Raw genomic sequence first — 13,820 nt, 5'->3', positions numbered from 1 at the left:
CGCCCGCAGCCGCGCCCGCCCGCGCGGGGCGGCTGAACCAGCACGACCACATGCCCGCGCGCGCCGGGGTCGAGCCTGCTGTCCTGCCACGCGCGCCCTCGCCCGCCGCATCGCCGTCATTTGCCCCCGGATCCGCACGAGGCATGCCCGCGCGTGCGCGGACGAATTAGGTTTGAAAACACATCAAGTTCACAGATGCGTTTTTTCGGCAGGCTCGTGTAGCCTGTATGGGTGGAGGTTTCCATGCACAGCACAATGCGTCGCACCGTTCTCCTCGGGCTCGTTTCCGGACTCGCCGTAGCAGCTTGCTCCACGCCTGACGCGTCGAACCTCTTCACTCCCGGCGGGTCCGGTCCGGGGACCACGGCTTCCGCGGGAGGAGGCGAGGGCGGCGCGCCGGGCACGGGGGGCGCGGCGGGCGTGGGCGGCCAGGGGACCGGGGGCGAGCCGGGCGTGGGCGGAGCGACCGCGGGGAGCGGCGGGAGCGGGGGCGTGGGGCCCATCATCGACGAGCCGCCGGTCTGCGGGGACGTTTACGTCGATTGCGACGCGGATGCCGAGAACAGCTGTGAGGTCAACGTGACGAACGACGCCCTCCATTGCGGCACTTGCCCCGTCGACTGCGATGGCACCTGCCGGGACGGCACGTGCATCCGCACCTCGATCCACATCTCGGGCCAGCGGGATCCGCTGTTCCTCGCCGTCGCCAACGGCGTCGTGTTCTGGACCAACGGCGAGCAGGGCATGGTCAGGCAGTGGACGCAGGGCGAAGCCGTCGCGATCAACATCGCCACCGCGCAGGTCCAGCCGGCCGATATCAAGGCCGACGCCACCCACGTCTTCTGGGCCAACCAGGGCGTGGCCGGCGAGAGCGACGGTCAGGTGATGAGGGCGCGGGTCGGCGGCCAGGAGGCGCCGGTGGCGATCGCCGCGGGGCAGCCCGATCCGTTCGGCATCGCGATCGACGAGGAGTTCGTCTACTGGACGAACCGCGAGCGCGGCGGCTCCGTGGTCCGCGCGCGGAAGGACTCGGACGGCAACGGGCCGTTCACCGTCATCTCGGACCGGGGCGGGACGACCCACGCCCTCGCGGTCGACGCGACGCACGTTTACTGGACCGTGCGCGACGAGCGGGGCATGGTGATGTCCGCGCCCAAGGACTCCACGGGCGAAGGCCCGTTCACCACGCTGGCGGCCGATCAAGGCCAGGTGCGCGAGATCGCCGTCGACGCGACGCACGTCTACTGGACGACCAGCAGGACCGGCAACGTGATGCGGGTGGCCAAGACCGGCGGAGAGCCGACGGTGATCGCGAGCGGCCGGGAGAACCCGAGGGGCATCGCCGCCGACGCGACGGGCGTTTACTGGACGGACCCCAACTCACCGAACGTCATGAGGATGCTGCCGAACGGCATCATCGGGGCGGTGGCGGCCGGCGAGCCGTCGCCCTACGGCATCGCCCTCGACGCGACCCGCGTCTACTGGACCAACGGACTCGGAACGAACGGCACCATCGTGAGCGCCCCGAAGTAGCGGCCGCGGGAGCGCGCGCGGGATCGAGCGCCCGAGGTCCGCGAGGATCCGAGGTCTCCGCGCGTCCTTCTGCGCCGCGGCGCCGCGCGCTCCGGGCGGCGCGCGGCGGTGGTCGATCGGCGCTCGCGGCGCCGCCTCGGCGACGATGTCGCGCGTGGAGGTCGGGGCTCCGCGTGCTACAAGCTCGCCCTGTGCTGCTCGAGACGTTCTCCGTCGGTCCGCTGGGGTGCAACTGCTCGATCCTCGTCGACCCTGTGAGCAAGGGCGCCGTGGTCATCGACCCCGGGGGCGATTTCGACACGATCCGCGCGCGCGTCGAGCAGGCCGGGGCGAAGGTCGCGGCCATCGTGCACACGCACACCCATATCGATCACGTGGGCGCCACGGCGCCGCTCCAGCGCTGGTCCGGCGCCGCGGCCCGCATTCACGAGGCCGACCGCTTCCTCTACGACATGCTCCCCGTCCAGGCGGCGATGCTCGGCATTGCGCTGCCGGAGCGGTGCGAGGTCGACGGCGATCTGAACGACGGCGCGGTCGTGAAGGCGGGCGGGCTCGATCTGCACGTGCTCCACACGCCGGGGCACACGCCGGGCAGCGTCTCGTTCCTGGTGCTCGCGGAGACGGGCGCCGTCGCGTTCACGGGGGACACCCTGTTCCGGCGCAGCATCGGCCGGACCGATCTGTGGGGCGGCGACTCGCGGGCGATCGTCTCATCCATCCGGGGCAAGCTGCTCACGCTCGATCCGTCGACCCGGGTCGTCACAGGACACGGCCCCTCCACGACGATCGGCGAGGAGCGCGACAGAAATCCCTTTTTGCGGTCGTGACGCGCCGCCCGCTCGCACGCTCGCTTGCGCGCTTGCTTCACCACGTCGCCGCGGTGCTTTCTCGCGAGAAAGTGCTTGCATCCCGCCAGGATTCTTTCGAAAAATGCCGCGCGACGATGACGCGCGTCGGCCCACTCGAGCCGGGTCGACCGCTGTCCGCCGCGGAAGTCGAGCACGATGAGCACTGAAAGCGCGCCTGCCACGAAGGTCGATCTCGAGATCCTAGCCACGCCGCATCCCCTCGGCGACGCGGAGCGCGCGCAGCGCATGCAGAACCCTGGCTTCGGGCGCGTGTTCACGGAGCACATGGTCGTGATCCCGTACGCGGCGGACAGGGGCTGGCTCCGGGGGCAGATCCGGCCGTACGCGCCGATCACGCTCGATCCTGCGGCGATGGTGCTGCATTACGGTCAGGCGATCTTCGAGGGCTTCAAGGCCTATCGGCAGCCGGACGGGCGCATCAAGACGTTCCGGCCGGAGGCGAACGCGCGGCGCTTCAATAGCTCTGCCCGCCGATTGGCGATGCCGGAGATGCCGGTCGATCTGTTCGTCGGCGCGGTCGACGCCCTGATCCGCCAGGATCGCGCATGGGTCCCCTCGCCCGTGGGCGAGAGCCTGTATGTCCGACCGTTGATGTTCGCCACCGAGGCGGCGCTCGGGGTGAGGGCGTCGCGCGACTACGATTTCCTGGTGATCGCGTCGCCTGCGGCCGCGTATTTCCCTCAGGGCGTGAAGCCGGTGACGGTCTGGATCTCGGAGGATTTCGTCCGGGCGGCGCCGGGCGGCACGGGCGCGGCCAAGTTTGCGGGCAACTACGCCGCGAGCCTGCTCGCGCAGATGAACGCCGCTGCCGAGGGCTGCGCGCAGGTGGTCTGGCTCGATGCCGTCCAGCGCAGCGTCGTCGAGGAGATGGGGGGAATGAACATCTTCTTCGTCTACGAGGAGCGGGGGCGCCCCGTGATCGTGACCCCCGAGCTGACAGGCACGCTCCTGCCGGGCATCACCCGCGACAGCATCATCCAGCTCGCCCGGGATTTCGGCTATGCCGCGGAGGAGCGCAGGGTCACCTTCGACGAGTGGCGCGCGGCGGTGCGCGAGGGCCGCATGACCGAGGCGTTCGCGTGCGGGACGGCCGCGGTCATCACGCCCATCGGCGCCGTGAAGTCCCGCGAGGGGACCTTCTCCATCCACAACAACGAGACGGGCCCCGTGGCGGCGCGCTTCCGCGAGGCGCTGCTCGACATCCAGCACGGCCTCGCCCCCGATCGCCACGGCTGGATGCACGACGTGGTCTGAGCCGCTTCGGAGACGGGCCCACCTCGGCGTTTTCGGTGCTCAGCGCACAGGAGTGCGCTTGCGCGCCGAAAACGCCGATCTGGGCCCGTCTCCTGTGCGGGAGACCGCCGCTCTGCTCGGCAGGGTGCAGAGGGAGACCGCCGCTCTGCTGCCGCTCTGCTCTGGATGGTGCAGAGCAGAGCGGAAGCCGCTCTACTCTGCCGCCGGCGGGCGCTTGGACTTCGCCGTCAGGCCGTATTCGTGCAGGCGGTACTGGATGGTGCGTATGCTGATGTCCAGGAGCTCGGCCGCGCGCGTCGTCGAGCCGTTCGTCGCCTCGAGCGTCGACAGGATGGCATAGCGCTCTATCTCCGCCATGGTGGCGCCCGGGATCCGCAGGGCCCCCTTGGCGACCGGCGCCGCGTCGATGGGGAGGTGCTCCGCGTCGATGCGCGCGTCGTCGCACAGGACGACCGCCCGCTCGATCGCGTTCTCGAGCTCCCGCACGTTCCCCGGCCACCGGTGCGCGATGAGCTTCGCCCGGGCCTCGTCGGTGAACCCCTCGATCTTGCGGTGGTTCTCCGCCGCGAACCGGTGCAGGAAGTGGTTCGCCAGCAGCAGCACGTCGGTGTCGCGGATGCGCAGCGGCGGCATGTCGATGTGGACGACGTTGAGCCGGTAGTAGAGGTCCTCCCGGAAGTGGCCCTCCTGCACCGCCGCCGCGAGATCGCGGTTCGTCGCCGCGATGAGCCGCACGTCGACGGTCACGGCGTCGTTCCCGCCGACGCGCTCGAACGTCCTCTCCTGGAGGACGCGGAGCAGCTTCACCTGCGTCGAGGGGGCGATCTCGCCGACCTCGTCGAGGAAGAGCGTCCCGCCGTGCGCCTGCTCGAACCGCCCGATGCGCCGCTTGTCGGCGCCGGTGAACGCGCCGCGCTCGTGGCCGAACAGCTCGCTCTCGAGCAGGGACTCCGCGAGCGCCGCGCAGTGCAGGGTCACGAAGGGCCCCTTGGCGCGCGAGCCCTTCGCGTGGATCGCGCGCGCGAGCTCGCCCTTGCCCGTGCCGCTCTCGCCGGTGATGAGCACCGTCGCCCGCGCGCCGGCCACCTGCCGGGCCATCCGGTAGACCTTCTGCATCGCCGGGCTCGTCCCGATGAGCCCCTCCACGCCCTCGCCCTGGCGCTCTCGCAGCTGCCGGCGGAGGTTCTCCGCCTCGACCCGGAGCGCGCTCCGCTCGAGGGCGCGCTCCAGCGTGAGGAGGAGCGCGTCGAAGTCGACCGGCTTCGTCAGGTAATCCTCGGCCCCCGCCCGCATCGCCAGCACCGCCGAGGTCACGTCCCCGAACGCGGTGACGACGATCACCGGCAGCGCCGGATCCTGCTCGCGCAGCTTCCCGAGCAGCGCCACCCCATCCATCCTCGGCATCTTCAGATCCGTGATGACGACGTCCGGCGGCCGCTCCGCCGCGACCTCGACCGCCTCGACGCCGTCCGCCGCCGCGTCGACGGTATACCCCTCCTGGCGCAGCAGCTTCTCCAGCCCCGAGCGCGCGCTCGCCTCGTCGTCCACGACGAGCACCCTCGAGCTCTGCCTCTTCTCAGCGTTCATATCGTTCCTTCCGAACATACCGTGTCCGCGAGGCGCTGCGACACTCGTTCGGCGGCGGCGCGGCCGCGCGGCTCGAGGGCGCCGGCGGGGAGGGCCGCGCCGGGGCAGCCGACGGGCGCCGCAGCCGTTGCACGCGGGCGCAAGGCGTTCGCCAGGCCTGGCGCGCCCCCTGCTCAGGCCGGGGAGGGGAAGGGGGAGCTCGGCCGGGTCGCGCTGGCGAGCGCGGCGTCCGCGGTGGCGCGGAGCTCGTCGCTCAGGGCGATGTAGTCGATCGGCTTCGTGTGTACAACCGCCGCGGGCTCCAGCCCTCGCCCGAGGCGCGCCACGAGGTCGGGATACCCGGTGAAGAAGAACAGCGGGAGATCGGGCCGGAGCGATCTCGCGTAGCGCGCGACCGCGATTCCATCGGCGTGGGGCATCCGGAAATCGGTCACCAGGATGTCCGGGATCGGACGGCGGGCCAGCCGCGCGATGGCGAGCGCGCCGTCGGTCGCCAGCTCCACCCGGAAGCCGTCCTCTTCGAGCAGGCGCTCGAGGAGGCGAGCGCTCTGCACGTCGTCGTCCACGAGCAGGATCAGCGGTTGTTCGGTGCTGCGCGGTTCCACGCCCGGATCTCTACCAAGTTGCGTGCCAGCCCTCGGGCCGCAGCCGCGCGCGGCCACAGGAGAGCGGCGGAGGTCAGCCGGAGCGGCGCAGCGGGAGCGTCACGCGGAAGAGCGTCTTCCCCGGGCGGCTCTGGAACTCGATGGTCCCCTCGTGATCGGTGACGATGCGGTGGGCGATCGCCAGCCCGAGCCCGGTGCCGTTCGGCTTCGTCGAGAAGAAGGGATCGAAGATCGGCGCGTCCGGGCTCGCGATCCCGGGGCCGTCGTCCTCCACCTCGACGACGGCGTGGCGCGGCTGCCGCCGCGCGCGGAGGGTCACCGTGCCGCCTCCGGCCGCGTCCACCGCCTCGATCGCGTTGCGGAGCAGGTTCAAGAGGACCTGCTCGATCTTCGCGGGATCGAGGTCGAGCACGATGTCGGTCGAGGGCAAGTCGACCTTCACCGCGGCCTGCGCGCCGGCGCCGTCCGCCGACGCCGCGACGCGCGCCGCCCGCTCGCAGAGCGGGACGACGGGCGTCGGCCGGAGGTGCAGCGGCTGCGGCCGGGCGAAGTCCAAAAACTCGCTGACGAGCGCCGAGAGGCGGCGGATCTCGTCGCGGACGACCTGGATCGCCTCGAGCGTGTCCGGGTCCTTCAGGCCGGCGCGCGCGAGCCCCCGCTCGAGGAAGGTCACGTGGAGCTGCGCGCCGTTCAGCGGGTTCCTGATCTCGTGCGCGAGGCCGGCCGCGAGGGTCCCCACCGCGGCGAGCTTCTCGCTCTGGCGCACGCGCGCGGCGAGCGCGTTCTCGTCGGTCGTGTCCTGCCCGATCGCGAACAGCACCACCTCGTCGTCGGCCGCGGAAGGGGCGTACGCGAGCTGCCAGCGCAGATCGCGGATCTTGCCGGAGCGCGTGCGCACGATGCTCTCCAGCAGATCGACGCTGGGGCGGCGGCCCGCGGCGACGTCCTCCACGAGCGCGCCGTGATCCGCGCGGATCTCCTCGGGGAGGAGCGCCTCGACGAACGGCGCCCCGAGCACGTCCTCGCGCGCGAGCCCCGTGATCCGCTCCGCTTCCCGGTTGAAGAGCCGCACGATCGCCTGCGCGTCGAGGCCCACGACGAGGACGCGGGCCAGCTCGACCGCGCTCTTGTACCGGTGCTCCGTGCGCGCGAGCGTGCGGCCGACCTCCTCGCGGTCCAGGCGCTCGGTGCGCTGCGCGCGCGCGAGGAAGTCGTCGCGGTACGTCTCGAGCATGATGGCGAGCTCGAGATCGAGCACCTTGCTCACCGCCGCCCTGACCGGGATCACCTCCGCGCCGAGCGCGCCCTGGGCGATCTCGTGGAACGCGAGCCGGATGAGCGTCATCGCCGTGAACATGTACCGCTGGGGGAGGCCGACCCGGACGTGGATCCGCCCGATCTTCGCGCTCTCGTCGAAGTACGCGCCGTCGTAGGGCCCCGTGCAGATGCGCGTCATCCAGCGGACGAGCGATCGCTTGAGCCGCTCCACCTGCTCCTCGCCGGTGAAGACGTCGTGCGCGCCCTCGTGCTCGCGGATGCGATCGTAGAACTCGTCGGCGATGCGGGGGAAGTGCGGCTCCGCGTGCGCGCGGAGCGCGGCGAGCCAGCGCTCGTCCTCCTCGCTGAAGCGGACGTACCGCTTGATCTCGTCGAAGAGCGTCTCCTGCGCGGGCATGGTGACCGTGTCTATCACGGCCCCGCCCCCGCCCCCGCCGAGGCGGACCAGGATCTCGCGCGCTCGAGCAGCGCCGCGAGCGCCGCCTCGTCCTCGCCGCCGCGCGCGACGAGCTCCGGCGCGAGCGGCGCCTCGTAGTCGGCGCCCGCGCCCGGGAGCGCGCCGATCTCCCCGGCGCCGGCCGCGCGGTAGAGCCCCTTCGGGTCGCGCTCCCTGCAGGTCGCCGGCGCGACGTCCACGTAGACCTCGATGAGCCGCGGCGCGAGCGCGCGGGCGCGCTCCCGGTAGGCGCGGCGGTGCGCCGTCGCCGCGACGATCACGATCGGCCCCTGGCGCGCGAGCAGCGCCGCGAGGCGCGCGAGCGTCTCGTAGAAATCGTCGCGAGCGCGCGGGTCGTAGCCGGGCCGCGGGACCAGGGCGTCGCGCACCTCGTCCCCGTCGAGGACGCAGCTCGCCCGCCCCTCGCCGAGCAGCGCCCGGTGCGCCCGCGCGGCCAGCGTGGATTTGCCCGACGACGGGAGCCCCGTGATCCAGACGACCCCGCCGCTCACGCGAAGAGCCCCTCGGCGTCGTCCGGATCGAAGCGCGGGGCGTCGAGGGCGCGCTCCACGAAGGAGAGCAGCGCGTCCCTCGCCCGCGCCGTGACCGCGGGGTACCAAGCTGGGTTCGCCAGCACGAGCGCGCGCCACGCGAGGAACGGCGCCGCCACGTCGAGCAGCCCCGCGGCGCCGCTCGATCCGAGGTAGACCTCCCAGAGCCGCCGCCACAGCGCGCGGAAGCCGCCCTCCCACGCGCCAGGCGCGTCCAGCGCGAAGAAGACGTAGTTGATGGCGAGGCAGGTGACGTCGTCCGCGGGATCGCCCTGCGATCCGCGGCTCGTGTCGAGCAGCGCGAGCCGCGACGACCCGTCGAACACGATGTTGAACGGGTGGAAGTCGCCGTGCGTGCGGGCCAGCCGGTGATCCCGGCCGCGGAGCTTCCATCGCCACGCGACGCAGCGCCGCTCGATGGCCTGGAGCCGCTCGGGCGGCGCGCCGGGCACGTCGTCCGGATAGCCGTCGATGATGCCGAAGATGCCTTCACCGAGGCCCACGAGATCGCGCACCGCGCGGCGGTAGCTGCCCGGCTGGGCGCCGGGCGCCGCGTGGAGCGCGACGAGGTACCTGGCGAGCGCCTCGCAGCGCGCCAGATCCTCGGGGCCCGCGCGGCGCTCGCCGGCGATCCGGCGCAGATCCGTCGCGTAGACCTGCCCTTCCGCGTACGTGGTCAGGAGATAGAACTCGCCGGCGTCGCGCAGCGACACCAGGCGATGGTCGTGGGTCAGCGCGCCGACGTCGACGACCTCGACGTGCGCCGGGATCGATCCCGCGGTGTCGAAGGCGAGCAGCGCCTCCGCCGCCCGATCCGATCGCCGGTCGTGTCCGAACGGGTCCGCCGTCGACGTGTGCAGGACCAGCCGCTGCGTCGAGCCATCCGGCCTCATCACCGTGATCCGGCGGGGGACGCCGTAGCCGGCGGACTTCTCGGTCCGATCGTGGTTCGAGCCGGCATCCGGCCCCAGCGTGGCGATCTCGACGACCTGCGCGCCCGGCACGACGGCCTCGACGAGCTGGCGTATCGGGCGCGAGAGATCGGTCTCGGACAGGGCTGCCTGCGCGCGCATGGTCTCCTCGAGGGGGCGGGGTGAGATCCCGACGGGGTCGCCGGAACCGCGAGAGCGGCAAGAAGCAGGCCGCCCCGCCGATGCGCCGGGCCCTACAGCGCGGGGCCATGGCCGGCGCGCTGCGTCGGCCGGGGCCGGCGGCGGTGGGCGCGGGCAGCGCCGGGCGGGCTCGCAGGACGTGCGTCACCGCGCGAGGCGTGCGCCGTCCCGTGTCGATCGTCGGTGGGTGGAGCGGCGTGGTCTCCCGGCGAGCGACGTGTTCCTGGTGGGGTCGCTCGCCGGGGCTCGGATGTCCCGATGGAGGCCTACTTGGCCGCCGGCCACTGGTCCTTGGGGAGGTCCTTGTAGACGTCCTCGACCTTGTGGAAGCCGTCCGCGATCACCGTCGCGGCGAGGTTGTCCTTGTCCACGGCGACCGGCGTGATGAGCACGCTCGGGACGTCCTTCTTGCCGTTGTTGACCGTCTGCGTCTTCTCGCCGACGGGCTCCTTCTTCGCCAGCTTGACGGCGAGCTCGGCGGCCTTCTCGGCGAGCAGCTTGAGCGGCTTGTAGACGGTCATGCTCTGGGTGCCGGCCGCGATCCGCTGGCAGGCGGCGAGCTCGGCGTCCTGTCCCGAGACGCCGACCTTGCCGGCGAGCTTCTGCTCGCCGAGGGCCTGGACGGCCGCGCCCGCGAGCCCGTCGTTCGACGCGACGACCGCGGTGACGTTGTTGTTGTTCTTGGTGAGGGCGTTCTCGGTGATCTTGAGCCCCTCGACCGGCTGCCAGTCCTTGGCCCACTGGTCCGCCACCGTCTTGATCTCGCCCTTGTCGATGAGCGGCTTCAGGATGTTCATCTGCCCTTCGCGGAAGAGCTTCGCGTTGTTGTCGGTCGGGGAGCCGCCGATGAGGATGTAGTTCCCCTTCGGGAACTTCTTCACGAGGGCATCGGCCTGGAGCTCGCCCACCTTGACGTTGTCGAAGGACACGTAGAGGTCCAGGTCGGAGTCGAGGATCAGCCGGTCGTACGCGATGACGGGCACCTTCTGCTTGTGCGCCGACTCGACGATGGTGGCGGTCGTCTTGGCGTTGTGGGGCACGACCACGAGCACGTCGACGCCCTGCGTGAGCAGGTTCTCCGCCTGCGAGTTCTGGAGGGCGTCGTCGCTGTTCGCGGACTGCACGAGCACCTGGGCGCCGAGCGCCTCGGCCTTCGCCTTGAACAGGTCGCGGTCGCGCTGCCACCGCTCCTCCTTCAGGGTATCCATGGAGAAGCCGATCGTGATCTTGTCTTTCTTCTTCTCCGGGCCCTTGGCTTCCGCACCCTTGGCGGCCGTTGCCTCGGGCTTGTTCGCGCTCGCGCCGCCTTCATCCGGCTTCGAGCAGCCGGCCGAGAACGCGAGCGAGAACAACGCCATGAGAAAGGTGGAGCGACGAATCAAGGTGACCTCCGCGTGAGATGAATGGGATAGGGGCTCTGTGTTGGCCGCCGGCGCTACTGCGTCGAGTTGAGCTGGTCGGCGTAGCTCATGATAAGATTCAAGGTTTCCGTGTCGTCATCGTACACCGAGTACCACCCCTGGAGCTCATGGGGCGGATCGCCGATGTAGTCGTTCCCGAGGAGCCAGTAGTCGTTGCCGTCGTCCGACGGCCTCCCGACCCCGGCCCAGGCCCAGAAGTTGACGCCGGCGAGCTCCGGGTTCTCGACGACGGCGTCGAAGATGGAAGCGTAATACTCGTTCCGCTTGGCGACGGGCGACGAGACCGGCTCGGACTTGTCGTCCCGGGCGAGCCCGAACTCCTCCACGACGATCGGCTTGTTCAGCTCCCTGGCGTGCGCGAGCTGCGCGTCGATGTACCCGTTGCTCTTGGTGATGGCGGCCAGGAGCCCCTTGTCGGCGGCGCTGTCCATCGGCAGCGACGGGTCGTACCACTCCCAGTTCTCGGGCCACACGTGGAAGGTGAGGTAATCGATGCCGGGCACGTCGTGGAACGCCCTGTAATCGCTGTTGGCGTAGTCGCCCCAGTTATAGGACAGGTCGCCCTCCGAGCCGATGGAGACGAGGTGGTTCGGGTCGATGTCCTTGATGAACTTCGCGTTCCTCTCGACCCAGAGCTTGAAGAGCGGGCCCCAGCCCTTGAACGAGCGCGGCTCGTTCCCGAGCTGCCACGCCATGATCCCCGGATGATCCTTGAGCTTCTCGATCAGGACCTTGGCCCGGCTGAAGTAGAACTCCTGGGCCTTCTTGTTGCAGAAGAACAGCGACGAGAGATCCATCTGGTCGGGCCACGGGTTCGTGCTCGGATCGAGCGTGCCCGAGTGAGGGACGGCCCACGCGCCGATGGCCACGGCCTGGCAGTCCTGGCCTGTGCCCTCCTGGAACCGTATCGAGCCGGCGAACGGCACGTGGTGGTCCGCCGCGAGCAGGGCAGCGCCCGTCGTGGGGTGGGTCAGGCCGACCTGGTACGCGCTGAAGTCCTCTCCGCAGGAGAGGGTCGGCTGCTCGTGAGCCCACTTCATGTACTGGGGCATACCGCCGGACCAGTGCCAGAAGTCGTTCAGGGTCATCACCGCCTTCATCCCGCGGCTGTGCATCTCGTCGAGCACCGTCACCAGGTTGTCGGCGAACGCCTCGAGCTGCGCATCGGCGCACGGTTTGTCGGACGATGCCGGAAAGATCCGTTGTGGGCCGTACTGCTGATCGTTCTGCTGCGCCGCGGGGATGTCGCCCTCGCTGAGCGCCATGATCCTGAGGTTCAGGGCGCCGTGGGCCTCGAGGATGTCGAGCTCGGTGCGCAGGCGCTCGCGGCTGATGTAAGGAGCCGACCAGAAGTTCGTGCCCATATACCTGTACGGTTTCCCGTCGAGCGTGAGCTTACTACCTTCGGCGCGGACGTAGCACTTTTCCGGTTGCTGGGCGCAGTCGAGCTCCTGGCCGCCGCCGGTTCCGTCCCCGCCGCCGCCGGTGGCGTCGCTTCCGCCTGTGGCGCCGCTTCCGCCGCCGCCGGTGGCGTCGCTCCCGCCTGTGGCGCCGCTTCCACCGCCGCCGGTGTTGCCGGACCCGCCCGTGCCGCCGGAGGGCGCGGGGTCCGCCGGGTCGGAGGAGGAGCACGCGGCGAGGGAGAGCAAACCCAAAGCGAGCAAGAAGGTCTTCTTCATGGTCGGTTCCTTATGTGGTTCGAGTGTCGTTCCTCACGGATGGCCGAGCCCTGCCGCCCGGAGCGCGCGTCCGGTTCGCAGGGATCTGCCGAGCTGCTGCGCCACCGTCGCGGGGTGGCATCGCCGGCGGCACCGGTGAGCTCCCCCTGATTCCGCGACGATACAAATCTCCGCTCCGGGTGGTCGCTCGCGCGCCGGCGTGGCTCGTGGCAGACCACTTAAACGGTTCAGCGTCAACAGGGAAGAGGTCGGCTGGTGTGGCGCCTCTCGCGTGGTGCGTCTCCGGGCGCGGCGCGGGGGTTCCAGGCTAGACTGGGCGGGCGTGAGCCGAGCCGCCGCGCGGCGGCTCCATGGAGGACGGGGGATGTCGCCGAGCTTGATCCTGTTCGCGGTGCCGGCCTTCTTCGCGCTCATCGGCGTCGAGCTCTGGCTCTGTCGCCGCCGCGGGCGCCGCGACTACCGCTTCTCCGACGCGCTCGCCAACCTCTCGTGCGGGGTCGGGCAGCAGGTCATCGTCTCCGTCGTGAGCGGCGGAGTCCTCGTCCATCTCTTCCTGTTCGAGCGCGCCGCGCTCGCGCGGCTGCCGGAGGGCGCCTTGTGGAGCTGGGCGGCCTGCTTCGTCGCGGTCGACTTCTGCTACTACTGGGCGCACCGCGCGAGCCATCGGGTGAACTTCATGTGGGCCGCGCACGCGGTCCACCACCAGAGCGAGGACTACAACCTCTCGGTCGCGCTGCGCCAGAGCTGGCTTCAGCGGGCCTTGTACTGGCCGTTCTTCTGGCCGCTCGCCGTGCTCGGCTTCCCCACGGGGATGGTCGTCACGACGTATACGCTGAACATCCTCTATCAGTTCTGGATTCACACGCAGCTCGTCGGCCGCCTCGGTCCGCTGGAGTGGGTGCTGAACACGCCATCTCATCACCGCGTGCACCACGGCGTCGACTCCGCGTATCTCGACAGGAACCACGGCGGCGTGCTCATCGTCTGGGATCGGCTGTTCGGCACCTTCTGCGCCGAGGGGGCGGCCCCGCGGTACGGCGTGGTCCAGCCGCTGGCCAGCTTCAGCGCGCTGCGCGCCAACGTCGACCCGTGGCGGAGGCTCGCGCGCATGGCGGCGGCGGAGCCGCGCCTCTCCGGCAAGCTGCTTGTCTGGCTCCGGCCGCCGGAGTGGCGGTCCACCGCGACTGCGCCCGACGGCGGCCCGCTGCGCACCGACCCGGATTACGTCCTTCACGACGTGGCGCGCCCCCGCCGGGCGCGCGCGCTCGCCGCGGCGCTCTTCCTCGCAGCGCTGCTCGGCGCGATCGCGTACCTCCACGCGTCGCCGGCCATGGCCGCGGGCCCCCTGTGGGCGGGGGCGGCCGTCCTCCTCGCGGCGCTCGCGGAGGTCGGAGCGCTGCTCGACGGGCCGAGCCTGCCGGCGCAGGGCGCGGCGGCCGCGAGCTCTCCGAAGGAACTGCCGATCTCGCCGGCGTGAGCCGCCTGTGTACCTCCG

At 71.0% G+C, this 13,820-nt stretch carries 11 protein-coding genes; 4 read left to right on the top strand and 7 right to left on the bottom strand.

Annotated features, from left to right (window positions below; genetic code table 11):
• The first annotated feature begins 243 nt into the window (after nt 1-243).
• The 3 genes from WMF22_RS32960 to WMF22_RS32950 all read left to right on the top strand — a co-directional run bounded on the left by WMF22_RS32960 (nt 244) and on the right by WMF22_RS32950 (nt 3,656).
• On the top strand, nt 244-1,533 hold the full coding sequence (locus tag WMF22_RS32960) for a hypothetical protein (protein WP_438032349.1): 1,290 nt from the start codon (nt 244-246) through the stop codon (nt 1,531-1,533).
• 173 nt (nt 1,534-1,706) lie between these two features.
• Nucleotides 1,707-2,360, top strand: a complete 654-nt coding sequence (locus WMF22_RS32955; protein ID WP_438032348.1) for an MBL fold metallo-hydrolase — start codon at nt 1,707-1,709, stop codon at nt 2,358-2,360.
• A 177-nt stretch (nt 2,361-2,537) separates the two neighbouring features.
• Nucleotides 2,538-3,656 (top strand): branched-chain amino acid aminotransferase, encoded by a 1,119-nt coding sequence (locus tag WMF22_RS32950; protein ID WP_437293924.1) that lies wholly within the window; start codon nt 2,538-2,540, stop codon nt 3,654-3,656.
• 192 nt (nt 3,657-3,848) lie between these two features.
• On the opposite strand, the gene WMF22_RS32945 is transcribed toward WMF22_RS32950, so the two are convergent.
• The 7 genes from WMF22_RS32945 to WMF22_RS32915 form a co-directional block, all read right to left on the bottom strand.
• Nucleotides 3,849-5,243: a sigma-54-dependent transcriptional regulator gene (locus WMF22_RS32945; RefSeq protein WP_437293923.1), complete on the bottom strand. Its 1,395-nt coding sequence runs from the start codon at nt 5,241-5,243 to the stop codon at nt 3,849-3,851.
• Nucleotides 5,244-5,416: 173 nt separating this feature from the next.
• The gene (locus tag WMF22_RS32940) at nt 5,417-5,848 is read right to left on the bottom strand and encodes a response regulator (protein WP_437293922.1); all 432 of its coding nucleotides are present in this window, start codon (nt 5,846-5,848) and stop codon (nt 5,417-5,419) included.
• 73 nt (nt 5,849-5,921) lie between these two features.
• Nucleotides 5,922-7,523, bottom strand: coding sequence for a protoglobin domain-containing protein (locus WMF22_RS32935; protein ID WP_437293921.1), 1,602 nt, complete (start codon nt 7,521-7,523; stop codon nt 5,922-5,924).
• 14 nt (nt 7,524-7,537) lie between these two features.
• The gene (locus WMF22_RS32930) at nt 7,538-8,074 is read right to left on the bottom strand and encodes an adenylyl-sulfate kinase (RefSeq protein ID WP_437293920.1); all 537 of its coding nucleotides are present in this window, start codon (nt 8,072-8,074) and stop codon (nt 7,538-7,540) included.
• Nucleotides 8,071-9,186 carry an aminoglycoside phosphotransferase family protein gene (locus tag WMF22_RS32925; RefSeq protein WP_437293919.1) on the bottom strand — a complete coding sequence of 372 codons (1,116 nt, stop codon included), beginning with the start codon at nt 9,184-9,186 and terminating at the stop codon, nt 8,071-8,073. Before WMF22_RS32925 ends, WMF22_RS32930 begins: the two co-directional genes overlap by 4 nt.
• Nucleotides 9,187-9,491: 305 nt before the next feature.
• Complete coding sequence (gene xylF / locus WMF22_RS32920; protein WP_437293918.1) at nt 9,492-10,583, bottom strand: D-xylose ABC transporter substrate-binding protein; 1,092 nt, start codon at nt 10,581-10,583, stop codon at nt 9,492-9,494.
• A gap of 77 nt (nt 10,584-10,660) precedes the next feature.
• Complete coding sequence (locus WMF22_RS32915; RefSeq protein ID WP_437293917.1) at nt 10,661-12,325, bottom strand: glycoside hydrolase 5 family protein; 1,665 nt, start codon at nt 12,323-12,325, stop codon at nt 10,661-10,663.
• A 364-nt stretch (nt 12,326-12,689) separates the two neighbouring features.
• On the opposite strand from WMF22_RS32915, the gene WMF22_RS32910 reads away from it, so the two are divergent.
• A complete protein-coding gene (locus WMF22_RS32910) occupies nt 12,690-13,802 on the top strand; it encodes a sterol desaturase family protein (RefSeq protein ID WP_438032347.1) in 1,113 nt (370 codons plus the stop codon).
• The last annotated feature ends 18 nt before the right edge of the window (nt 13,803-13,820 follow it).

Source organism: Sorangium sp. So ce204 (genome assembly GCF_051526795.1).
GTDB classification, from domain to species: domain Bacteria; phylum Myxococcota_A; class Polyangia; order Polyangiales; family Polyangiaceae; genus Sorangium; species Sorangium cellulosum_B.
This window is presented reverse-complemented; position numbering and strand designations above follow the sequence as displayed.

Bases quoted from the DNA above. Each gene is read 5' to 3' on its own strand.
- WMF22_RS32960 (WP_438032349.1), top strand. From the start codon at position 244: ATGCACAGCACAATGCGTCGCACCGTTCTCCTCGGGCTCGTTTCCGGA.
- WMF22_RS32950 (WP_437293924.1), top strand. From the start codon at position 2,538: ATGAGCACTGAAAGCGCGCCTGCCACGAAGGTCGATCTCGAGATCCTA.
- WMF22_RS32945 (WP_437293923.1), bottom strand. From the start codon at position 5,243: ATGAACGCTGAGAAGAGGCAGAGCTCGAGGGTGCTCGTCGTGGACGAC.
- WMF22_RS32935 (WP_437293921.1), bottom strand. From the start codon at position 7,523: ATGCCCGCGCAGGAGACGCTCTTCGACGAGATCAAGCGGTACGTCCGC.
- WMF22_RS32925 (WP_437293919.1), bottom strand. From the start codon at position 9,186: ATGCGCGCGCAGGCAGCCCTGTCCGAGACCGATCTCTCGCGCCCGATA.
- xylF (WP_437293918.1), bottom strand. From the start codon at position 10,583: ATGGCGTTGTTCTCGCTCGCGTTCTCGGCCGGCTGCTCGAAGCCGGAT.
- WMF22_RS32915 (WP_437293917.1), bottom strand. From the start codon at position 12,325: ATGAAGAAGACCTTCTTGCTCGCTTTGGGTTTGCTCTCCCTCGCCGCG.
- WMF22_RS32910 (WP_438032347.1), top strand. From the start codon at position 12,690: ATGTCGCCGAGCTTGATCCTGTTCGCGGTGCCGGCCTTCTTCGCGCTC.